Source organism: Pseudomonas sp. VD-NE ins, from assembly GCF_031882575.1.
Classification (GTDB): Bacteria; Pseudomonadota; Gammaproteobacteria; order Pseudomonadales; family Pseudomonadaceae; genus Aquipseudomonas; species Aquipseudomonas fluorescens_BZ.
On the sequence record NZ_CP134772.1, the window covers coordinates 5,723,457 to 5,743,387 of the forward strand.

Annotated in this window: 21 protein-coding genes and 1 pseudogene; 9 read left to right on the plus strand and 13 right to left on the minus strand. The window is 58.6% G+C overall.

Annotated features, from left to right (window positions below):
• Positions 1–2: 2 nt before the first annotated feature.
• Complete coding sequence (locus tag RMV17_RS25515) at positions 3–2,069, minus strand: carbon starvation CstA family protein (RefSeq protein ID WP_311883467.1); 2,067 nt, start codon at positions 2,067–2,069, stop codon at positions 3–5.
• A 159-nt stretch (positions 2,070–2,228) separates the two neighbouring features.
• Between RMV17_RS25515 and RMV17_RS25520 the strand changes: the two genes are divergently transcribed.
• Complete coding sequence (locus RMV17_RS25520) at positions 2,229–2,597, plus strand: PilZ domain-containing protein (RefSeq protein WP_311883469.1); 369 nt, start codon at positions 2,229–2,231, stop codon at positions 2,595–2,597.
• 127 nt (positions 2,598–2,724) lie between these two features.
• Here the strand turns inward: RMV17_RS25520 and radA are convergent, their stop codons facing one another.
• The 3 genes from radA to katB are packed head-to-tail and all read right to left on the minus strand — an operon-like array spanning position 2,725 to position 6,274.
• Positions 2,725–4,092: a DNA repair protein RadA gene (gene radA / locus RMV17_RS25525; protein ID WP_007909773.1), complete on the minus strand. Its 1,368-nt coding sequence runs from the start codon at positions 4,090–4,092 to the stop codon at positions 2,725–2,727.
• A gap of 43 nt (positions 4,093–4,135) precedes the next feature.
• The gene (locus tag RMV17_RS25530; protein ID WP_311883472.1) at positions 4,136–4,672 is read right to left on the minus strand and encodes an ankyrin repeat domain-containing protein; all 537 of its coding nucleotides are present in this window, start codon (positions 4,670–4,672) and stop codon (positions 4,136–4,138) included.
• A gap of 60 nt (positions 4,673–4,732) precedes the next feature.
• Positions 4,733–6,274: a catalase KatB gene (katB, locus tag RMV17_RS25535; RefSeq protein WP_034153826.1), complete on the minus strand. Its 1,542-nt coding sequence runs from the start codon at positions 6,272–6,274 to the stop codon at positions 4,733–4,735.
• 286 nt (positions 6,275–6,560) lie between these two features.
• Between katB and mscL the strand changes: the two genes are divergently transcribed.
• A complete protein-coding gene (gene mscL, locus RMV17_RS25540) occupies positions 6,561–6,974 on the plus strand; it encodes a large-conductance mechanosensitive channel protein MscL (RefSeq protein ID WP_034153825.1) in 414 nt (137 codons plus the stop codon).
• Between the two features lie 46 nt (positions 6,975–7,020).
• On the opposite strand, the gene RMV17_RS25545 is transcribed toward mscL, so the two are convergent.
• Positions 7,021–7,797 (minus strand): ferredoxin--NADP reductase, encoded by a 777-nt coding sequence (locus tag RMV17_RS25545; RefSeq protein ID WP_311883475.1) that lies wholly within the window; start codon positions 7,795–7,797, stop codon positions 7,021–7,023.
• Positions 7,798–8,112: 315 nt separating this feature from the next.
• Here RMV17_RS25545 and RMV17_RS25550 point away from each other — a divergent pair, with 315 nt between their 5' ends.
• Together RMV17_RS25550 and RMV17_RS25555 are read left to right on the plus strand one after the other, a co-directional pair.
• On the plus strand, positions 8,113–8,826 hold the full coding sequence (locus RMV17_RS25550; protein WP_178087440.1) for an autoinducer binding domain-containing protein: 714 nt from the start codon (positions 8,113–8,115) through the stop codon (positions 8,824–8,826).
• A 177-nt stretch (positions 8,827–9,003) separates the two neighbouring features.
• Positions 9,004–10,128, plus strand: coding sequence for a class I SAM-dependent methyltransferase (locus tag RMV17_RS25555; RefSeq protein WP_311883478.1), 1,125 nt, complete (start codon positions 9,004–9,006; stop codon positions 10,126–10,128).
• A gap of 72 nt (positions 10,129–10,200) precedes the next feature.
• Here RMV17_RS25555 and RMV17_RS25560 read toward each other — a convergent pair whose 3' ends face one another.
• From RMV17_RS25560 to RMV17_RS25570, 3 genes are all read right to left on the minus strand, one after another.
• Complete coding sequence (locus RMV17_RS25560) at positions 10,201–10,368, minus strand: DUF2474 domain-containing protein (protein ID WP_016773090.1); 168 nt, start codon at positions 10,366–10,368, stop codon at positions 10,201–10,203.
• Between the two features lie 77 nt (positions 10,369–10,445).
• Positions 10,446–11,453, minus strand: a complete 1,008-nt coding sequence (cydB, locus tag RMV17_RS25565) for a cytochrome d ubiquinol oxidase subunit II (protein ID WP_007909749.1) — start codon at positions 11,451–11,453, stop codon at positions 10,446–10,448.
• A 3-nt stretch (positions 11,454–11,456) separates the two neighbouring features.
• Positions 11,457–12,902: a cytochrome ubiquinol oxidase subunit I gene (locus tag RMV17_RS25570; protein WP_108227121.1), complete on the minus strand. Its 1,446-nt coding sequence runs from the start codon at positions 12,900–12,902 to the stop codon at positions 11,457–11,459.
• A 392-nt stretch (positions 12,903–13,294) separates the two neighbouring features.
• Here RMV17_RS25570 and RMV17_RS25575 point away from each other — a divergent pair, with 392 nt between their 5' ends.
• From RMV17_RS25575 to RMV17_RS25585, 3 genes and pseudogenes are all read left to right on the plus strand, one after another.
• Positions 13,295–14,533: an MFS transporter gene (locus RMV17_RS25575; RefSeq protein WP_016986176.1), complete on the plus strand. Its 1,239-nt coding sequence runs from the start codon at positions 13,295–13,297 to the stop codon at positions 14,531–14,533.
• Between the two features lie 84 nt (positions 14,534–14,617).
• Positions 14,618–14,946, plus strand: a pseudogene (locus RMV17_RS25580) (type II toxin-antitoxin system RelE/ParE family toxin).
• Positions 14,904–15,191 (plus strand): HigA family addiction module antitoxin, encoded by a 288-nt coding sequence (locus RMV17_RS25585; protein ID WP_217830094.1) that lies wholly within the window; start codon positions 14,904–14,906, stop codon positions 15,189–15,191. The pseudogene RMV17_RS25580 and the gene RMV17_RS25585 overlap by 43 nt, the downstream one beginning before the upstream one ends.
• Positions 15,192–15,203: 12 nt before the next feature.
• On the opposite strand, the gene RMV17_RS25590 is transcribed toward RMV17_RS25585, so the two are convergent.
• The 3 genes from RMV17_RS25590 to RMV17_RS25600 all read right to left on the minus strand — a co-directional run bounded on the left by RMV17_RS25590 (position 15,204) and on the right by RMV17_RS25600 (position 16,455).
• Positions 15,204–15,749, minus strand: a complete 546-nt coding sequence (locus RMV17_RS25590) for a DJ-1 family glyoxalase III (protein ID WP_311883488.1) — start codon at positions 15,747–15,749, stop codon at positions 15,204–15,206.
• Positions 15,750–15,815: 66 nt separating this feature from the next.
• A complete protein-coding gene (locus tag RMV17_RS25595) occupies positions 15,816–16,220 on the minus strand; it encodes a DUF4879 domain-containing protein (protein ID WP_311887088.1) in 405 nt (134 codons plus the stop codon).
• Entirely contained in the window at positions 16,129–16,455 is a 327-nt protein-coding gene (locus RMV17_RS25600) for a hypothetical protein (RefSeq protein WP_311887105.1), read from the minus strand. Before RMV17_RS25600 ends, RMV17_RS25595 begins: the two co-directional genes overlap by 92 nt.
• A gap of 32 nt (positions 16,456–16,487) precedes the next feature.
• Between RMV17_RS25600 and RMV17_RS25605 the strand changes: the two genes are divergently transcribed.
• Positions 16,488–17,783 (plus strand): NCS2 family permease, encoded by a 1,296-nt coding sequence (locus RMV17_RS25605; protein WP_311883490.1) that lies wholly within the window; start codon positions 16,488–16,490, stop codon positions 17,781–17,783.
• On the plus strand, positions 17,780–18,859 hold the full coding sequence (gene trmA, locus RMV17_RS25610) for a tRNA (uridine(54)-C5)-methyltransferase TrmA (protein WP_311883492.1): 1,080 nt from the start codon (positions 17,780–17,782) through the stop codon (positions 18,857–18,859). The genes RMV17_RS25605 and trmA overlap by 4 nt, the downstream gene beginning before the upstream one ends.
• Positions 18,860–18,914: 55 nt before the next feature.
• On the opposite strand, the gene RMV17_RS25615 is transcribed toward trmA, so the two are convergent.
• Both RMV17_RS25615 and RMV17_RS25620 read right to left on the minus strand, forming a co-directional pair.
• Positions 18,915–19,361, minus strand: a complete 447-nt coding sequence (locus RMV17_RS25615; RefSeq protein ID WP_311883494.1) for a DUF2442 domain-containing protein — start codon at positions 19,359–19,361, stop codon at positions 18,915–18,917.
• Positions 19,358–19,786 (minus strand): DUF4160 domain-containing protein, encoded by a 429-nt coding sequence (locus RMV17_RS25620; RefSeq protein WP_311883496.1) that lies wholly within the window; start codon positions 19,784–19,786, stop codon positions 19,358–19,360. Before RMV17_RS25620 ends, RMV17_RS25615 begins: the two co-directional genes overlap by 4 nt.
• Between the last annotated feature and the right edge of the window lie 145 nt (positions 19,787–19,931).

A 19,931-nucleotide genomic window follows, 5' to 3' on the forward strand; every position in this document is an offset into this window, starting at 1 on the left:
GGTTACGCATCCGGCAGGGCCTGGAATGGCGATTCTTTATCCGTACGCTCTTTTTTGCCCCAGGCGGCGATGCCGACTTTGAGCGCGTAGAACAGGATGCTGAAGACCACGAACAGGAACAGCGCGGTGAGCGTTGCGTTGGTGTAAGCGTTGAAGATCACGTGCTGCATCTGCTCGACGCTTTTTGCCGGTGCCAGCACCTGACCATTGGCCAGGGCATCGCTGTATTTCTTGGCCAGCGACAGGAAGCCGATCGCCGGGTTGGCATCGAACAGTTTGATGAAGCCCGCAGTAGTGGTGCAGATCAACAACCAGGCGGCTGGCAGCAGGGTGACCCAAATGTAGCGCTGACGCTTCATTTTGATCAGGACCACGGTGCCGAGCATCAGCGCGATACCGGCCAGCATCTGGTTGGAGATACCGAACAGCGGCCACAAGGTGTTGATGCCGCCCAGTGGATCGATCACGCCCTGATACAGCAACCAGCCCCACATCGCCACACAACCGGCGGTGGCGATCAGGTTGGCGGTCCACGATTCGGTACGTCTCAGTGCCGGAACGAAAGAGCCGAGCAGATCCTGCAGCATGAAACGCCCGGCACGGGTACCGGCGTCGACAGCTGTGAGGATGAACAGCGCTTCGAACAGGATCGCGAAGTGGTACCAGAACGCCATGGTGTTTTCACCCGGCAGGACACTGTGCAGGATCTGCGCGATACCGACGGCCAGGGTCGGCGCACCACCGGCACGTGCCAGGATGGTGGTTTCGCCAATGTCATGTGCCACGGCTTGCAGCGCTTCCGGCGTGATCGCGAAGCCCCAGCTGGAGACGACTTGCGCAACGGAGGCCACATCACTGCCGACCACGGCGGCCGGGCTGTTCATGGCGAAGTACACGCCAGGCTCGATCACCGAAGCGGCGACCATGGCCATGATCGCGACGAACGACTCCATCAACATGCCGCCGTAACCGATGTAACGGGCGTTGGTTTCGTTATCCAGCAGCTTCGGCGTGGTGCCCGAAGAAATCAGTGCGTGGAAACCGGAAACCGCACCGCAGGCGATGGTGATGAACAGGAACGGGAACAGACCGCCCTTCCACACCGGACCGGTGCCGTCGACGAACTGGGTCAGCGCCGGCATTTTCAGCTCGGGCATGGTGATCAGAATACCGATCGCCAGGGCGACGATGGTGCCGATCTTCAGGAACGTCGACAGATAGTCACGCGGCGCCAGAATCAGCCACACCGGCAGCGATGCCGCGACGAAACCATAACCGACCAGCATCCAGGTAATTTGCACACCGGTGAAGGTGAACGCCTTGGCCCACACCGGATCAGCAGCAATCTGCCCACCGAGCCAGATCGAACCGAGCAGCAGCAACACGCCGACCACCGAGATTTCGCCAATGCGCCCCGGGCGGATGTAGCGCATGTAAATGCCCATGAACATCGCGATCGGGATGGTCGCCATCACCGTGAATATGCCCCATGGGCTCTCGGCCAGCGCTTTAACCACGATCAGCGCGAGCACCGCGAGGATGATGATCATGATCAGGAAGCAGCCGAACAGTGCGATGGTGCCGGGAATGCGGCCCATTTCTTCACGCACCATGTCGCCCAGGGAACGGCCGTTGCGCCGGGTCGACATGAACAGGACCATGAAGTCCTGCACCGCGCCCGCCAGCACCACACCGGCAATCAGCCACAGCGTGCCGGGCAGATAACCCATCTGCGCCGCCAATACCGGGCCGACCAATGGCCCCGCGCCAGCGATGGCAGCGAAGTGGTGACCGAAAAGAATGTGTTTGTTGGTCGGCACATAGTCCAGACCGTCGTTGTTGAGCACGGCGGGGGTGGCCCGACGCGGGTCCAGTTGCATCACATTGTTAGCGATGAACAGACTGTAGTAACGGTACGCAACCAGATAAATGGCCACGGCTGCGACCACAATCCACAAGGCGTTGATCGCCTCGCCGCGGCGCAATGCCACTACGCCCAGGGCGCACGCTCCTACGATTGCCAGCAATAGCCAGGGTAAGTGGCGTAGCAGGCTATTATTATTTTTCATTTTATTATTCCAGCCAGGGTGGACAAGAAAGACAGCCACCCCGAGTTTAGCGCTTACGGCGCCAAAGGCCATACCCCGACGTTGGTCTAGACGCTTTAGCGATTGGCTGCGACCGGCTGGTCGGGTCTATAGTCAGCAAACCTTCGTGAGGATTGCGCCATGAGCGACCACCCCGCCAATCGACGTCGTTTCAAACGTATTGCGTTCGATGCCAGAACCGAGCTGAGTCAGGGCGAGTACATCTGGCCGGTCAAGCTGATCGACCTGTCGCTCAAGGGGCTGCTGATCGAACGGCCGGAGCCTTGGCTGGGGGACAAGTCGAAGGACTTTCTCGTCGACATTCATTTGAGCGATGACGTCGATATCGAGATGGATGTGCAACTGGCCCATGAAGAAAAAGGCCAACTGGGGTTTGTCTGCCGGCACATCAGCCTGGAGTCCATCGAACGCCTGCGGCGCTTGATTGAGTTCAACCTGGCTGATCCGCAAGAACTTGAGCGCGAACTGGGCGCCCTGATCGAAATCTAGAATCCACAATTGAACCCTGTGGGAGCTGGCTTGCCAGCGATAGCGATTTCAGACTCGACGAATATGTCGACGGACAGAACGCAATCGCTGGCAAGCCAGCTCCCACAGGTTATGCGGTGGGTACAAGTTATTCGAAGAGTGCGTCGAGGGCCTGTTCGAGGCGGGTCACCGCGATGATCTGCAAGCCCGGCGGGGATTCCTTTGGCGCATTGCCCTTTGGCACAATCGCCCGCTTGAAGCCATGCTTGGCCGCTTCCTTCAAACGCTCCTGCCCGCTCGGCACCGGGCGCACTTCGCCGGACAGACCCACTTCACCAAACACCAACAGATCATGCGGCAACGGCCGATTGCGCAGGCTCGACATCACCGCCGCCATCAGCGCCAGATCCGACGCCGTTTCCAACACCTTCACCCCGCCAACCACGTTGAGGAACACGTCCTGATCGTGAGTCGGAATGCCGCCATGGCGATGCAAAACCGCGAGCAACATCGCCAAACGGTTCTGATCCAGACCCAGCGTCACCCGGCGCGGATTGGCCAGATGACTGTCATCGACCAAGGCCTGCACTTCCACCAGCATCGGCCGCGTGCCTTCCCACGTCGCCATGACCACACTGCCCGGGACTTCTTCCTGCGCACGGGTGAGAAAAATCGCCGAAGGGTTGGAGACTTCTTTCAGGCCTTTGTCAGTCATGCCGAACACGCCGAGTTCGTTAACGGCGCCGAAACGGTTTTTCACCGCACGCAGCAAACGCAGACGCCCATCGGATTCACCTTCGAAATACAGCACGGTGTCGACCATGTGTTCGAGAACGCGAGGCCCCGCCAGCGCGCCTTCCTTGGTGACGTGGCCGACGAGGAAAATCGCCGTGCCGCTCTGCTTGGCATACCGCACCAGCAACGCCGCACTCTCACGTACCTGGGAAACGCCGCCGGGTGCCGACTGCAGTTGTTCGGTGAAAATCGTCTGGATCGAGTCGATCACCATCACCTTGGGCTTTTCCTGACGGGCGGTGGCGATGATGGTTTCGATGCAGGTTTCAGTCATCACCCGCAGTTGATCCTGTGGCAAGCCGAGGCGCCGGGCGCGCATGGCCACTTGCTGCTGGGACTCTTCGCCAGTGACGTAGAGAGCCGGCATGCTCTTGGCGAGGTTGCACAGGGTCTGCAACAGGATCGTCGACTTGCCGATGCCCGGATCGCCGCCGATCAGCACCACCGAGCCGTCGACCAGACCGCCACCGAGAACCCGGTCCAGTTCACCGGACGCAGTGGAGAAACGCGGAATCTCTTCGATGCTGACTTCGGCCAGGGTCTTGATCTGCGCCTGCTGCCCGGCCCAACCGGTGCGGCCGGTCGGCGCCGTGGCACCACCGCTCTCGATCATGGTTTCAGTCAGGGTGTTCCAGGCGCCGCACTCGCCGCACTGGCCCGCCCACTTGGGAAAGGTTGCGCCGCACTCAGTGCAGCCGTACATGCGCTTGGCCTTGGCCATCTGGATCCCCCGGCAAAAACCGCGATGATAACGCAGCCACCGCTCAGCGCGGCGCGACGGTGCGGATTTCGCCGTTGGCCAGACGCGCGGCGCTATTGCCCAGCGGGTCTTCGGCATTGAGGTCGGCGCCCTTGGCCTTGAGCGCATCGAGCAATTCCAGGCGCTTGAACAATCCGGCGTACATGGCCGCCGTCTGTCCGGCGCCGTTACGCTGATCGGGGCTGCAATCGGTGGACATCAAGCGACGGGCGATCTGTAGTTCACCTTTGAAAATCGCCCCCATCAGCGCGGTGTTGCCGCGTTGATCTTGCGCACAGGCATCGGCGCCGGCAGCGAGTAACCGCTCCACCGCCGGCGCTTGACCGTGATAAGCCGCGAGAATCAGCGCGGTGTAGCCTTTGCTGTCGCGGGTATCGAGGGAATAGCCGGACTCGATAAAGGTATCGAGCATCGGCACGTCACCGCGCCGGGCGGCATCGAAATAGTAATCCTGCAACTGTGCCTTGATCGCCTCAGGGCTTTGCCCGGCCTGCGCTGTAAAGGACAGGCAGGCGAGTAACAGCAAGAGATAGGAACGCATAAACACTCTCCTTGGACAGAACGGGGCCCGAATCAGGCCCCGCGCTGCACGGCGTCGAGATCAGTCGGCGAGTTTGGCTGCCAACGCCTTGACCCGGCTCAGGTCACCCTTGGCCACTTTGGTCACACCGGTCCCGTATTCCGGGTCGGCCTTATAAAGGAAGGACAGGATGATGTGCTTGCTCTCGTCATCGGTGGTCGCCAGTGAGCCGCCGAAGCTGTCGATCAGGTCCTGACGCTCCTGCTGGCTGAACGAGCGATACAGATCACCGGCTTGCTTGAAGTTCTGCTCACGCTGGATCTTCGCCTGCTGCGTGCTGCCCGACAGCGCCGCCTGGCTGTAACGCGCACTTGGCGTCTCATCACGGGGTTGCAGTCGGCTCGGCTGATAGTTCACGCCGCTGTTGCTGGCGCCGAAGTTCATCGCGCCATCCTGATTACCATTATTCACGGCAACTTTCGGCGCATTGATCGGCAACTGCAGCGCATTGGCACCCAGGCGATACATTTGCGTGTCAGCATAAGAGAACACTCGACCTTGCAACAAACGGTCTTCGGAAGGTTCGATACCCGGAACAATATTGGCCGGCGCCATGGCCACTTGTTCGGTCTCCTGGAAGACATTCGCCGGATTGCGGTTCAATACCATTTGTCCAACTTTTCGTTCAGGAATACCCGGCCAGATCTTGGTAGCGTCTAATGGATCAAAATCAAACTTGGACAAATCTTGTGGTTTCAGCACTTGAATGTACAAGTCCCACTTCGGGAAGTTGCCTTTATTAATATTGCTCACCAGGTCATTGGTCATGTGACTGTAGTCTTGACCCTGAACGTTAGCGACTTGCTTTGGGGTCAGATTATTAATTCCCTGCAAGCTCTTCCAGTGAAACTTTACATAGTTAACTTCGCCCTTGGCGTTGATCAACTTGTATGCATGTACGCCGTTGCCGTCCATTTCTCGATAACTGGCGGGAGTTCCCGAGTTCGAATACAACTCGGTCAGCGTGCGAGTGGCCTCCGGTACATGGGAGAAGAAGTCGAAGCGACGCGAATCGTCATCGAGGTTAGTCCGTGGGTCGGGTTTGAAGGCGTGCACCATGTCGGGAAACTTGATCGCGTCACGGATGAAAAAGGTCGGGAAATTGTTACCGACAAGATCCCAGTTGCCGTCGGCCGTGTAGAACTTGGTGGCGAAACCCCGTGGATCACGCAGGGTTTCCGGCGAGTGATTGCCGTGCACCACCGCAGAGAAGCGCACAAATACCGGCGTGCTCTGGCCGGCGGCGAACACCTTGGCCTTACTCAGGTCGCTGAGATCGTTGGTCACGGTGAAGGTGCCATGGGCGCCGGTACCGCGAGCGTGAACCACGCGCTCGGGAATGCGTTCACGGTCAAAACGCTGAAGCTTTTGAATCAGTTGCACATCCTGCAGCAGCACCGGGCCGTTGGCGCCGGCAGTCTGCGAGTTCTGATTGTCGCCCACTGCGGCACCGTTATCGCGGGTCAGCGGCGCGGCGTTAACGGAGAAGGTCAGCAAGCTGGCGGTGAGTACACCGAAGGTACGGCGACGGGGAAAAGCCCCCAGTCCAAGTGCGGAGTTCATATCAGGATCCTCTGGTTGTTTTGGGGCGCATCCAGATGCGCCAACCCAAGGCTAGAGGCCTGCGACGTCGAACATAAATAGAAAGAACGTAACGCCATGATTGACAAAATTGGCTTTCTGATCAGCGGTTTACAGGATATAACGCGCGCGATTGGTGGCACTTTGCAAACTAATCGTCGATTGATGTGTCGATAAAAACGGGCATTGTAAGAAGGTGTTTCGCGCAGGACGCGTTTTGCTGATTTACACTGCGTACACCAAACTCATCTGTAACAAGGAAATAACTATGGGCGTGCTAAGTGAGTTCAAGGCCTTCGCGGTCAAAGGCAATGTGGTCGACATGGCCGTCGGTATCATCATCGGTGCCGCCTTCGGCAAGATTGTTTCGTCGTTTGTCGGTGACGTGATCATGCCGCCAATCGGCCTGTTGATCGGTGGGGTGGACTTCAGTGATCTGGCCGTCACGCTCAAGGCCGCCGAGGGCGCTGCGCCTGCGGTGGTGCTGGCCTACGGTAAATTCCTGCAGACCATTCTGGACTTCGTGATCGTCGCTTTTGCCATCTTCATGGGTGTCAAAGCGATCAACCGCCTCAAACGCGAAGAAGCCGTGGCGCCTACCCTGCCACCGGTTCCGACCAAGGAAGAAGAGTTGCTGGGCGAGATCCGCGACTTGCTCAAGGCCCAGAACACCCGGCCCTGAATGCTATGCACGATAGAAACAACGGCGCCTTCGAGGCGCCGTTTGTTTACCAGTAGTTTTCCACGGCCACCTGACCGGGCCGACGGGTCAGGCTCAGGCTCATGTGGCGTTTTTTCAGCAACGCGCGAGTGTCATCGATCATCTGCGGATTGCCGCACAGCATGACCCGCGAGTGTTCCACCGAAAGCTCCACACCTGCCGCACGTTCCAACTCACCGTTTTCAATCAATGTGGTGATGCGCCCGTGAAGCGCATCTGGATGCGCTTCACGCGTCACCGTCGCGATGAACTGCAATTTGTGCGCATATTCGCTGAGGTATTCACGCTGTGTGAGTCCGGCTATCAACGCCTGATACGCCAGTTCCCGCGATTCGCGCACGCTGTACACCAGAATGATGCGCTCGAATTTTTCCCAGACTTCGAAGTCCTGCAGAATCGACAGAAACGGCGCCACCCCGGTGCCAGTGGATAACAGCCATAGATCGCGCCCGTCGACGAAGCGATCAAGGGTCAGATAGCCGAAAGCCTGGCGATCCACCAGCAAGGTGTCGCCGACCTTGAGACGGCTCAGCTCACTGGTGAACTCACCGCCCGGCACCACGATGGAAAAGAACTCAAGAAACTCGTCAAAAGGCGACGACACCATCGAATAAGCCCGCCACACGATGCTGCCATCGGCTTTGGTCACACCCAGCCTGGCGAACTGCCCTGCACGGAAACGAAAACCTGCGTCCCGGCTGGTTCGCAAGGTAAACAGGCTCGGGGTCAAAGGCTGTACCTCGAGCAAAGTCTGTGTGGTGTATTTCTCTGCGCTGGCGGTCATGGGGTACTCCACAGAAGGATTGCCTTCAGTGTCGCGCAAATCGACCGCGTCAAACACCGACAATGAGTAGTGCCATTCAGCTATTCGCCTAAGTGAATAGAAATTCGACTCATTAAGAAAACTTCAGTATTTAGAATTTAGGATGACAACTTAAATACCAAGCACTGCCAATCGCTAAGAACCTTTTATAAAAACATCATCACCATCAAGAGCGAAAAAATTTAATGTCCATTGCAGGAAACGTCCTACACTCCGTTTCGTGCCGGATCTTTTGGATCCATTTGGCGCCCCCGCACTACCAATGGAGATTCTGTAATGGAAACGTGGAAGGAATCGCAGTTAAAGCAACTGACCTTTGCCAAGGGTATAGATGCTGCCTATCCGATTCTGTTGAGATTCGCTGAAAACCTTGGCTTTAATTTTTGTGCAGTTTCGGTGACATCACCCAATCGGGAATTACATCTCAATACCTTACAAATCAATAACTACCCCAAAGAATGGAACAGTCAATATGAGCAAAAAAGTTACAGTAAAATCGATCCACTGATAGCACACTGCAATCACTCGATGATGCCCATCATCTGGAGCGAGTCGGTATTCACAGAAACTCCGCAGCTATGGCACGGCTTGCAACAACATGGGCTGCAACATGGCTGGTCGCAATCATTCCATCATGGGCCCAGTGGTTTGTGCAGCATTATCAGCTTGGCACGCAAACACTGTTCGATCAGTCCATTGGAGCTGTATGAGCATTTTGGTTATATGTTCTACGCCGCCAGTCATCTGAGTGAACTCTTTGCCCGGACAATGCCACCACAGTCTCTCAAACCCCGACAACCGCACCTTTCGCCACGAGAACTGGAGGTTTTGCAACTGTCCGCAGGAGGCAAAACGGCCTATGAGATTTCCAAAATACTCAGCCTGAGCGAACGCACGGTTAACTACCACGTGCAAAACGTCATTGAGAAGCTCAACGTCTGCAACAAGATTTCCGCAGTCATCGCGGCCGCCAGAGCCGGCATCATCTAATCGATCAGTCTTGCGTCCCCTATAAAACGTGCAGGTAATAACGAAGAAAAAAACGTACCATTCGCGACCCTCCTGAGTGATGACGTGAACGTTCGGCGTTGCAGTACACTCGGTCGGTGCCGCAGCACAATGTCAGGGCTGTGGAACACCCCGTTGATTACCCTGAGTTCCCGCCCCATGCCTTTGCTTGATACACCCTTCGCCCAGCTCGATCTGATCCGCCAGCCTGAACAGCAGAATGAACCGCTGCAAGCCTTCGATGCCGCCGACGAATACCTGCTCAACCATCTGGCGGCGCAGCAACCAGCGGCCGACACGCGCGTATTGGTGCTCAACGACAGTTTCGGTGCGCTGGCGGCCAGTTTGCTCGGCAAGGTCAAGGTCAGTACCAGCGGCGATTCGTTTCTGGGGTTTCAGGGGCTGGAAAAAAACCTGCTGCGCAACGGCCAAGCGTTTGACGCTGTTCGCGGGATACCCGCCAGCGACCCATTGGTCGGACCGTTCGACCGGGTGCTGATCCGCGTGCCGAAAACCCTCGCGCTGCTGGAAGAACAACTGATCCGCTTGCAAGGGCAACTCGTGCCCGGCGCCGAAGTGGTCGCAGCGGCCATGGTCAAGCACCTGCCACGCGCCGCCGGTGACTTGCTTGAGCGCTATATCGGCTCGGTACAAGCCTCTCTCGCGGTGAAGAAGGCTCGCCTGTTGATCGCCACACCTGAAGCGAAAGCCCCGGCCGTCTCGCCCTACCCTTCGCGGTATCGCCTCGACGAGCCGTCGATCGAATTGCTCAACCACGCCAACGTGTTCTGCCGCGAAGGTCTGGACATCGGCACGCGCGCCTTCCTCCCGCATCTGCCGAAAAACCTTGGTAGCGCGCGAGTTGCCGATCTTGGCTGTGGCAACGGGGTTCTGGCCATCGCAAGTGCGCTGCAAAATCCCGATGCGCATTACACGCTGGTCGACGAGTCGTTCATGGCGGTGCAATCAGCTGCCGAAAACTGGCGCGCAGCGCTGGGTGATCGCGAGGTGATCGTGCGTGCCGGCGATGGTCTGGCCGGGCAGGAACCACAATCGCTGGACGTGGTGCTGTGCAATCCGCCATTCCATCAGCAGCAGGTGGTTGGCGACTTCCTGGCCTGGCGCATGTTCCAGCAGGCGCGCGAAGCGTTGGTAGTGGGCGGCGCGCTGTACATTGTCGGCAACCGTCATCTGGGTTACCACAGCAAACTGGCGCGGCTGTTCCGCGGCGTCGAGCAAGTGGCCGCCACGCCGAAGTTCGTGATTCTCAAAGCCCGCAAGTAACCTTCAGACAAAAAAAACCCTCCGTGAGGAGGGTTGCAAAGCCGTACCCGAAGGCGCCGGGACGGGGATGATTCAGTGCGTGGTCAAGCCTGCCGCGTTCATGAACATGCGCATCAGGCTGGCGGCGATAAACAGCACGCCGACGCTACCGACCCAGATCAGGGCCAACCAGCCGAGCCGCTGCCACAGCGGTTTTTTTTCGGCCTCTTCAATGTCGTGCAGGGAATGTTTTCCAGTCATTTTCTTCAAACCTCTTCAAGATTGATGGCGCCATTGCCGGCGCCATCGCGAGCAAGCTCGCTCCCACAGGGTTTTGCTTAGTGATAACCGTCTTCATGGGTAACCTTGCCGCGGAACACGTAGTAGCTCCAGAAGGTGTATCCCAGGATGAACGGGATAATGAACAACGTGCCCACCAGCATGAAGCCCTGACTTTGCGGCGGTGCGGCGGCGTCCCAGATCGAGATCGACGGCGGCACGATGTTCGGCCACAGGCTGATGCCCAGACCGCTGTAGCCGAGGAAGATCAGCACCAGAGTCAGCAGGAACGGCATGTAGTTGGCATTGCGTGCCACGGCGCGGATCAGCCCGTACATCGTCACCAGCACCAGAATCGGCACCGGCATGAACCAGAACAGGTTCGGCATGCTGAACCAGCGGGTGGCAATATCCGGATGAGCCAGCGGCGTCCAGATACTGACAATACCGATCACCGCCAGCAGTACGAACGCCAATGGCCGTGCCAGGTCATGCATCTGTTCCTGGAGCTTGCCTTCGGTTTTCATGATCAGCCAGGTGCAGCCGAGCAAGGCATAGGCCACCACCAGCGCGGCGCCGCAGAACATTGTGAACGGTGTCAGCCAGTCCAGTGAACCGCCGGCAAACTGCCGATTGACCACCGGCAAGCCGTCGATGAACGCTCCGAGCGCTACGCCCTGGAAGAACGTCGCCGCCACCGAGCCGCCGATAAAGGCCTTGTCCCACAGATGGCGCTTGTCGTCCTTGGCCTTGAAGCGGAACTCGAAGGCTACGCCGCGGAAGATCAAACCGATCAGCATGAAAATCAGCGGCAGGTACAGCGCCGACAACACCACCGAATAGGCCAGCGGGAACGCACCGAACAACGCCGCGCCGCCCAATACCAGCCAGGTTTCGTTGCCGTCCCAGACCGGGGCGACCGTGTTCATCATTACGTCACGGTCGACTTTGCCGGGAATGAACGGGAAGAGAATCCCGATCCCCAGATCGAAGCCGTCCATGACCACGTACATCATGATGCCGAAGATGATGATCACGGCCCAGATCAGCGGAAGATCAATACCCATGGCTCAAATCTCCTTGGTCAGGCTGGGGGTGTCGTCGTGATCGGCATCGGCCGAATCGTCGGCGGCGGACAACGGACGCGCCGGTGTGCGCTGCTTGCCTGGACCACCGTCCGGTGTCTCGGCGCCTTCGCTGATCTTCGGCCCTTTGCGCACTAGGCGCATCATGTAGCCGAGACCTGCGCCAAACAGCGCGAAATACACCACCACAAACATGACCAGCGTGATGCTCATCTGCATGAAACTGTGGTTGGAGGACGCATCCGCCGTGCGCATCAGCCCGTAGACCACCCACGGCTGACGGCCGATTTCAGTGGTGAACCAGCCAGCGAGGATCGCGATCAGGCCGGACGGCCCCATCCACAACGCCAGATAAAGGAATGGCCGCGAGGTGTAGAGCGTGTCGCGTTTGCGCAGCCACAGGCTCCACAGACCGGTGAAGATCATCAGGAAACCGAGGCCGACCATGACCCGGAACGACCAGAACACGATGGTCGAATTCGGCCGGTCTTCCGGCGGAAACTCCTTGAGCGCTGGCACCTGTTTGTCCAGCGAGTGGGTCAGGATCAGGCTGCCGAGGTATGGGATTTCCACGGCGAACTTGGTTTTCTCTTCTTTCATGTCCGGCCAGCCGAACAGAATCAGCGGCGTGGCTTCGTCGCCTTTGTTTTCCCAGTGACCCTCGATTGCGGCGATTTTCGCCGGCTGATGCTCGAGAGTGTTGAGGCCATGGAAGTCGCCGATGACTGCCTGGATCGGCGCGACAATCAGCGCCATCCACATCGCCATCGACAGCATCGTGCGGATCGCCGGATTGTCCTTACCGCGCAGCAAGTGCCAGGCCGCCGAGGAGCCGACGAAGAATGCCGTGGCGACAAACGCAGCCGTTGCCATGTGCATCAAGCGATACGGGAACGAAGGGTTGAAGATGATCGCCAGCCAGTCGGTGGGAATGACCTGCCCGTTAACGATTTCGAAGCCCTGCGGGGTCTGCATCCAGCTGTTGGAGGCGAGAATCCAGAAGGTCGAAATCAGCGTGCCGATCGCCACCATGACGGTGGAAAAGAAGTGCAGCCCGCGCCCGACCTTGTTCCAGCCAAACAGCATCACCCCAAGGAAACCGGCCTCGAGAAAGAATGCCGTGAGTACTTCATAGGTCAGCAACGGCCCGGTGACGGCGCCGGCGAAGTCCGAGAAGCGACTCCAGTTGGTGCCGAACTGGTAGGCCATGACCAATCCGGAGACCACGCCCATACCGAAGTTGACGGCAAAGATCTTCGACCAGAAATGGTAGAGGTCACGGTAGGTGTCGTTACGGGTTTTCAGCCACAGGCCTTCGAGTACCGCGAGGTAACTCGCCAGGCCAATGGTGATGGCCGGGAACAGGATGTGGAACGAGATGGTGAACGCGAACTGAATTCGGGCGAGATCTAGTGCCTCTAAACCGAACATATGGCTTCCTCTGTCAGGTAATACCGGCTGCGGACCCGGAGGCCTGCACCCACTGCCCCCACGGATATGGAGTGCGGCGAATTCTGATTCGTTCTTTTTAAACAGCCATCGCAACGCAGGGAGTCTGGCCAACTGGCCACCGGATCAATTCCTTTTGGGTCTTGATCTGGATCAAGCAACGTTAAAAGAGTAGTCCCATTTTTGCCGATGAACTGCGTGGTCGTTTGCCGCGTGACAAGTTGCCTCATCGGCGGGGCAATGCTCTGCAATGGATTGCTTGCGGCGCGCTTGAGGAAATGGATGTCTGGCTAACTAAATTTTTTGTCATGGCAACTTCCTGTTACAGACTGGTGATAACCTCGACATTCCCCTCGAGCCAGACCTGCCTTCAGATGCCCAGCCAAGAGCCCCTGCTGTTACGTCATCACCGTCCGTTTCTCGCTTTCTGGTTCGCGCGGATCTTTACCGCCAGCGGTTTTCAGATGCTCACCGTGGCGATTGGCTGGAACCTCTACCAATTGACCGGCAACGTCCTCGATCTGGGCCTGGTCGGACTGGTCGAATTCGCTCCGCGCGTGCTGTTCATGTTGCACACCGGGCATGTCGCCGACCGCTATGACCGACGTAAAGTCGCGGCGATCTGTCAGTCGTTGCAGGCATTGATCGCCTTGGCGCTGGCCATCGGCAGCGCCACCGATCACGTCACCCGCGAGATGATCTTCATCCTCGCCTTCCTGCTCGGCGCGGCGCGCTCGTTCGAGATGCCGACCACGCAGGCACTGCTGCCGAGCATCGTGCCCAGCGCGCTATTCCCTCGGGCAGTGGCGGCGGCGCAATCGGCGCAGCAATCAGCCACCATCGTCGCCCCGGCGCTGGGCGGTTTGCTCTATGCATTCGGCAGCGTCTGGGTCTATGGCCCGACCGTGCTGCTTTACGTCATTGCCTGCACCTTGATGCTCAACCTGCCCGCGCGACAGACGCCGTTGAACAAAGGCAAAGCCACGCTGGATTCATTGCTGGCGGGGATTCGTTTCATTCGCAGCCGCCCGGACATTCTCGGGGCGATCTCGCTGGACCTGTTTGCGGTGTTGCTCGGCGGCGCCACGGCGCTGCTGCCGGTGTTTGCCAAAGACATTCTGCTGACCGGGCCGTGGGGCCTCGGCCTGCTACGTTCGGCACCGGCGGTCGGCGCACTGGGGATGTCGCTGTTCCTTGCGCGATTTGCCGTGGAGCGCAATGTCGGTCGGGTGATGTTCACCGCGGTCGGCATCTTCGGCGTCGCCACCATTGCTTTCGGCCTGTCGACCTCGTTCTGGTTCTCGCTGGCAGTGCTGGTGGTACTCGGCGCGGCGGACATGATCAGCATGGTCATCCGCGCCTCCTTCGTACAACTGGAAACCCCCGACGAAATGCGCGGCCGGGTCAGCGCGGTGAACGGGCTGTTTATCGGCGCTTCCAATCAGTTGGGCGAATTCGAATCCGGCGTCACCGCCCACTGGTTCGGCACGGTGCCGGCGGTGGTCATGGGCGGGATCGGTACCCTGGTAGTGACGGGGACGTGGATCAAGTTGTTTCCGACGCTGGCTAACCGCGATCGGATGCATGTGCCGGTGGAAGAGGTGAAGGTCTGACAACCTCCAAAGCACAAAATAACTAAAAAGGTGCGGTACATAGTTACCGCAGCGAGTGTAATGTATCGCCTTACACTCGAGCCCATGATCAAATCCTTTCAGCACAAAGGCCTTCGCGGCTTCTATGAAACAGGTTCGACTCGCGGAATCGTGCCGACCACGCAAAACGGCTGTCGCGCATGCTGCAGTTCATGGATCGCGCTACGCTTCCCGCAGATCTGGACCTTCCGGGTTGGCGCCTGCATCGATTGAAAGGTGAACTGACGGAGTACTGGTCGCTGAGCGTTTCAGGCAACTGGCGAGTGATCTTTCGTTTTGTCGGTTCGGACATCGAACTGGTCGACTATCTGGACTACCAAGAGGCAGATTCATGCCCATGCACAACCCGCCACACCCCGGTGAAACACTGCTGATGGATGTTTTGCCCGAGCTTGGCATCAGCGTGACCGAATTGGCCCGACACTTGGGCTTCGCACGCCCGCATCTTTCACGTGTATTACACGGACATGCGCCAATCAGCCCGGACCTGGCTGTACGTCTTGAGCGTGCTGGCATTGGCAAGGCGCGCGTGTGGCTAGGCGTACAAACCGACTATGATCTGTGGCAAGCGGAGCATCGGGAGCAACCGGTTATCGAACCAATTGCCGCCCACGCCTGACACCGCCAGCCACTACAACTCCCCCGCCACTTTCCCCCGCAAGGCCTTGCCGCCGAGTTGCTCGACCAGCGTCAAGGCAAACTCCAGCGCAGCGCTGGAGCCTTGCGCGGTGATGCAATTGCCGTCCACCAGCACCGGTTGATCAACAAACGTACAGCCCGAGAGTTGATGGCTGGCGCCGGGCAAACAGGTCATGCGTCGTTGACGCAGCACACCAGCGGTTTGCAGGGCGACCGCAGGGGATTCGGCGATAGCGGCGAACAGGCGTCCGGCGCTGGCCTGATCCTTGAGCAGTTGTTGCAGAGGTTGGTGCGCGGCCAGATGTTGCGAACCAACAACACCGCCGGGCAGGACGATCAGGTCAAAGGTTTGCGCCAGCACATCGACCAGCATGCCATCGGCAGTCAGGCGCGTGCCACGCGCGCAGGTCAGCATGCGCCGTCCTTCAATACTGGCGGCGACCACTTCGATGCCGGCCCTGCGCAACACGTCGATCAGGGTCACGCTTTGCAGATCATCGATGCCCTCGGCGAGGGTAATCAGGGCTCTAAAGGTCATGGGCGCTATCCGGTGGGTGATACTTGAAGCGTAGTCAGCTTCACCCGGATCGCGCTGCATCAGCCGTTACTTGATGTAAAGCTGGGTCGACATCGTGTTGCGTGGCGCGTTGATCGAGGTGTTGCTGAAGGTAAAAGTGCCTTCCTGTTTGCCCGCCAGATCGAAGGTATACAGAGAACCGACGGTTTTATTACCGGGAGTGCATTCGGTCAGATTGCCGTTATCAAAGGCACACACCGGGGCACGGGTGCCGTTCACTTCGAATCCGTCCAGTGCGACCTGAGGCTGGCTCTTGCCGTAGCCGACTTCGAGCACGTAAACCTTGATATTCGGTCCGCCGTGATTGCATTGGGTCTGCGTCTGGCCATCGGCGATGTCTTCAAGACCACAGGCTGGCGATTGCACCTTGATCACCTTCACTTGCGTCAATGGTGGCGCCGATGCCGCCCAGGCTGTCGACATCCCGGCCATCAGTACGGCAATCAAACCCAAAACCTTCATCCAGCACCTGCTCATGCGCTTCCCGCCCCGAAAAAATCAGCGCGCAGTATGGCGCAGTTGGCTTCAAGGCAAAACTTCGCCGACGATCGACACCAACAACCGCCATATTCCTCACGCTGCTGGTATGATGCGCGGCTTTTTCCGGCCCACCACAATTTTTCAGGCGCTTGCGACGGTCTGTGCTTTGCTGTTGAGGTCGATACATTCACGGCGCCACGCGCGCCACGGGGAGCAGACATGCTGGAAAGGCTGTTTCAACTCAAGGCACACAACACCAACGTGCGCACCGAGATTCTGGCGGGCATCACGACTTTCTTGGCCATGGCCTACATTCTGTTCGTCAACCCGAGCATTCTCGGCGAGACCGGCATGGACAAAGGCGCGGTGTTTGTCGCCACCTGTCTGGCGGCCGCCATCGGCTCGACAGTGATGGGTCTGATCGCCAACTACCCGATCGCCCTCGCCCCGGGCATGGGTCTGAACGCCTTCTTCACCTACACCGTGGTGCTGCACATGGGCCACACCTGGCAAGTGGCACTGGGTGCAGTATTCATCTCGGCGGTGCTGTTCTTCCTGCTGTCGATCTTCCGCATCCGTGAATGGATCATCAACAGCATCCCGTTGCCGCTGCGCTCGGCGATTGCCGCCGGTATCGGCCTGTTCCTGGCGCTGATCGCCCTGCACAACGCCGGTATCGTGGTCAGCAACCCGGCGACCATGGTCGGCCTCGGTGACCTGAAACAACCTGCGCCGATTCTCGCCACCCTCGGCTTCGCCCTGATCGTCGCCCTCGAAGCGCTGAAAGTGCGTGGCGCCGTGCTGATCGGCATTCTGGCGGTGACCATCGTCTCGATCGCCATGGGCTTCACCCCATTTGGCGGCGTGACTTCGATGCCGCCTTCGCTGGCCCCGACCTTCCTGCAACTGGACATCAAAGGCGCACTGGACATCGGTCTGGTCAGCGTGATTTTCGCTTTCCTGTTCGTCGACCTGTTCGACAACTCCGGCACCCTGATCGGCGTCGCCAAGCGCGCTGGCCTGATGGGCAAGGACGGCCAGATGCCGAAAATGGGTCGAGCACTGATCGCCGACAGCACCGCGGCCATGGCCGGTTCGTTGCTGGGTACTTCGACCACCACCAGTTACATCGAATCCGCAGCCGGCGTCAGTGCCGGCGGCCGTACCGGTCTGACGGCCATCGTTGTGGCGATTCTGTTCCTGCTGGCGCTGTTCTTTTCGCCACTGGCGGCCAGCGTTCCGGCTTTCGCCACCGCGCCGGCACTGCTGTTCGTCGCCGTGTTGATGACTTCGGGCCTGGCGGAAATAGACTGGGACGACATCACCGTCGCCGCACCGGTCGTGGTGACCGCGCTGGCCATGCCGTTCACTTACTCGATCGCCAACGGCATCGCGTTCGGCTTCATCTCCTGGACCGTGATCAAGTTTCTGTCGGGCCGCGCCCGTGAGCTGAACCCGGCGCTGGTGATTCTGTCGATTCTGTTCGTGATCAAGTTGGGTTGGTTCAACGCATGACATTCGATTCCCAGGCTTACGCCGAGCAACTTGCAGCCAAGGTCACGCGTTTGCGTGACCTGCTGGCACCGTTCAATGCCCCAGAGCCGACGGTGTTCGACTCGCCGCTGCAGAACTTCCGTCTGCGCGCCGAATTCCGCCTGTGGCGCGAAGGCGGCGAGCGGCATTACGCGATGTTCTCCCAGGACGACAAACGCACTCCGATCCTCATCGAAGAGTTCCCGATCGCCAGCCTGCGCATCAACCAGTTGATGCCGCAGTTGAAAGCGGCGTGGCAAGCCAGTTCGGCGCTGAGCCACAAACTGTTTCAGGTGGAGTTTCTGACCACCCTGTCCGGCGATGCGATGATCACCCTGTGCTATCACCGTCCGCTGGACGAACACTGGCACGCGGCAGCCACCAAGCTATCGGCGGATCTCGGCGTCAGCATCATCGGTCGCTCGAAAGGTAAACGCGAAGTGCTTGGCCTCGATTACGTGGTCGAGAAACTCGAAGTCGGCGGTCGCACTTTCAGCTATCGCCAGCCGGAAGGCGCGTTCACCCAGCCAAACGGCACGGTGAACCAGAAGATGCTCAACTGGGCGTACGAGGCATTGGGCGATCGCACGGACGATCTGCTGGAGCTGTACTGCGGCAACGGCAACTTCACCCTGCCGCTCGCCACCCGCGTACGCAAAGTGCTGGCCACCGAAATCAGCAAGACCTCGGTCAACGCGGCATTGAGCAACCTCAGCGAAAACGCTGTGGATAACGTCACTCTGGTGCGTTTGTCCGCCGAAGAACTGACCGAAGCGCTCAACGAAGTGCGCCCGTTCCGTCGCCTGCAAGGCATCGACCTGAAGAGCTACGAGTTCGGCAGCGTCTTCGTCGACCCGCCGCGCGCCGGCATGGACCCGGACACCTGCGAGCTGACCCGGCGCTTCGACAACATTCTGTACATCTCCTGCAACCCGGAAACCCTGGCGGCGAACATCGCCCAGTTGCACGACACGCACCGTATTACCCAGTGCGCGTTGTTCGACCAGTTCCCGTGGACGCATCACATGGAATCAGGTGTGTTGCTGACCCGGCGTTGATAGCGGTTAGCTGACACAAGAAAGCCGTCGTGATTGACGGCTTTTTTGTGGGTGTTTACAACGCGGGATCGGCCTTGCGTGGTCGCCCGCCCTTTTTGCCATTCGCCCGAGCAGCTTCGGACTTCGCAGCACTGCTTTGACGACCGTTACGTGAAGCAACCACCGACGCAGCCATCCTCATGAGTGACGGGCTCGCTGAAATCATCCCGGCAATGGAAACGTCAAGGTCTTTGCCCTCATGGCAAAGCGCAGTGCCTGCGAAGCCGACTGTCAGCCCCTCGTAATCACCTGCATCAAACCCGTCAAACTCTGGATACTGGTTCACCGGAAGCAACACACCACTGCCATCCTCAAAACGGATGACCAGAGATGATTCTTCAAAGGTTACGGAGACAGCCTGCAAGCTACTCGCTTGGCGTGCCTCCCCTTGCAGGATGGCGGCGTCGATCATCTCCTCCGTCAGTGGACGATGTGTGGATGGCTTAGCCTTGATGACTTTCATAAATCGATTTCCACTCCTTCCAATGCGCCTATCAATGTCAGAAGAGTTTTGCCCTCTTCTGGCAGACAACGCGCCGATCCCACTCTGTATGTCTTGTCAGTGACGAGTTTCATCCCCAGCAATTCGTTTGAATGGCTGTCCCACAATTGATTGTCGAGACAGACAGTTTGCAATCTTGACCACCAGATCCCGCGTGCTCGTCGCAGATGAGCAGGCTGCTCAAGAGATCGACACAAGCCTTCCAGCACGGTTAATGGTGGTCGACGAGAAAGCGGCATGACATCCCAAAGCTCAATATCGTTGTGCCAGAAACTGAACTGTAATGGGGCGCTCCAGCTACCTGCATTCACGTGAACGTGCGGGGGGCAATGCTCATCTCGCAACATGATGACAATCGACAATCCTTTGTAGCTGCACACCTTCATGCTAACCCATCCGTTAGGTTAATAAGTTTCAGGATTCAAGATTCCTTTCAAATCCGACGACTGGTGATCGGCACATGACGTTTCACCGCTTTTCAGGCTAGCGTCGGAACGGGTCATGAGTCGGTCAATCTCCGGTAAAAAACGT

Coding starts and splice junctions, on each gene's coding strand:
- RMV17_RS25515 (WP_311883467.1), bottom strand. CDS start 2,069: ATGAAAAATAATAATAGCCTGCTACGCCACTTACCCTGGCTATTGCTG.
- RMV17_RS25520 (WP_311883469.1), top strand. CDS start 2,229: ATGAGCGACCACCCCGCCAATCGACGTCGTTTCAAACGTATTGCGTTC.
- radA (WP_007909773.1), bottom strand. CDS start 4,092: ATGGCCAAGGCCAAGCGCATGTACGGCTGCACTGAGTGCGGCGCAACC.
- RMV17_RS25530 (WP_311883472.1), bottom strand. CDS start 4,672: ATGCGTTCCTATCTCTTGCTGTTACTCGCCTGCCTGTCCTTTACAGCG.
- katB (WP_034153826.1), bottom strand. CDS start 6,274: ATGAACTCCGCACTTGGACTGGGGGCTTTTCCCCGTCGCCGTACCTTC.
- mscL (WP_034153825.1), top strand. CDS start 6,561: ATGGGCGTGCTAAGTGAGTTCAAGGCCTTCGCGGTCAAAGGCAATGTG.
- RMV17_RS25545 (WP_311883475.1), bottom strand. CDS start 7,797: ATGACCGCCAGCGCAGAGAAATACACCACACAGACTTTGCTCGAGGTA.
- RMV17_RS25550 (WP_178087440.1), top strand. CDS start 8,113: ATGGAAACGTGGAAGGAATCGCAGTTAAAGCAACTGACCTTTGCCAAG.
- RMV17_RS25555 (WP_311883478.1), top strand. CDS start 9,004: ATGCCTTTGCTTGATACACCCTTCGCCCAGCTCGATCTGATCCGCCAG.
- RMV17_RS25560 (WP_016773090.1), bottom strand. CDS start 10,368: ATGACTGGAAAACATTCCCTGCACGACATTGAAGAGGCCGAAAAAAAA.
- cydB (WP_007909749.1), bottom strand. CDS start 11,453: ATGGGTATTGATCTTCCGCTGATCTGGGCCGTGATCATCATCTTCGGC.
- RMV17_RS25570 (WP_108227121.1), bottom strand. CDS start 12,902: ATGTTCGGTTTAGAGGCACTAGATCTCGCCCGAATTCAGTTCGCGTTC.
- RMV17_RS25575 (WP_016986176.1), top strand. CDS start 13,295: ATGCCCAGCCAAGAGCCCCTGCTGTTACGTCATCACCGTCCGTTTCTC.
- RMV17_RS25585 (WP_217830094.1), top strand. CDS start 14,904: ATGCCCATGCACAACCCGCCACACCCCGGTGAAACACTGCTGATGGAT.
- RMV17_RS25590 (WP_311883488.1), bottom strand. CDS start 15,749: ATGACCTTTAGAGCCCTGATTACCCTCGCCGAGGGCATCGATGATCTG.
- RMV17_RS25595 (WP_311887088.1), bottom strand. CDS start 16,220: ATGGCCGGGATGTCGACAGCCTGGGCGGCATCGGCGCCACCATTGACG.
- RMV17_RS25600 (WP_311887105.1), bottom strand. CDS start 16,455: ATGTATCGACCTCAACAGCAAAGCACAGACCGTCGCAAGCGCCTGAAA.
- RMV17_RS25605 (WP_311883490.1), top strand. CDS start 16,488: ATGCTGGAAAGGCTGTTTCAACTCAAGGCACACAACACCAACGTGCGC.
- trmA (WP_311883492.1), top strand. CDS start 17,780: ATGACATTCGATTCCCAGGCTTACGCCGAGCAACTTGCAGCCAAGGTC.
- RMV17_RS25615 (WP_311883494.1), bottom strand. CDS start 19,361: ATGAAAGTCATCAAGGCTAAGCCATCCACACATCGTCCACTGACGGAG.
- RMV17_RS25620 (WP_311883496.1), bottom strand. CDS start 19,786: ATGAAGGTGTGCAGCTACAAAGGATTGTCGATTGTCATCATGTTGCGA.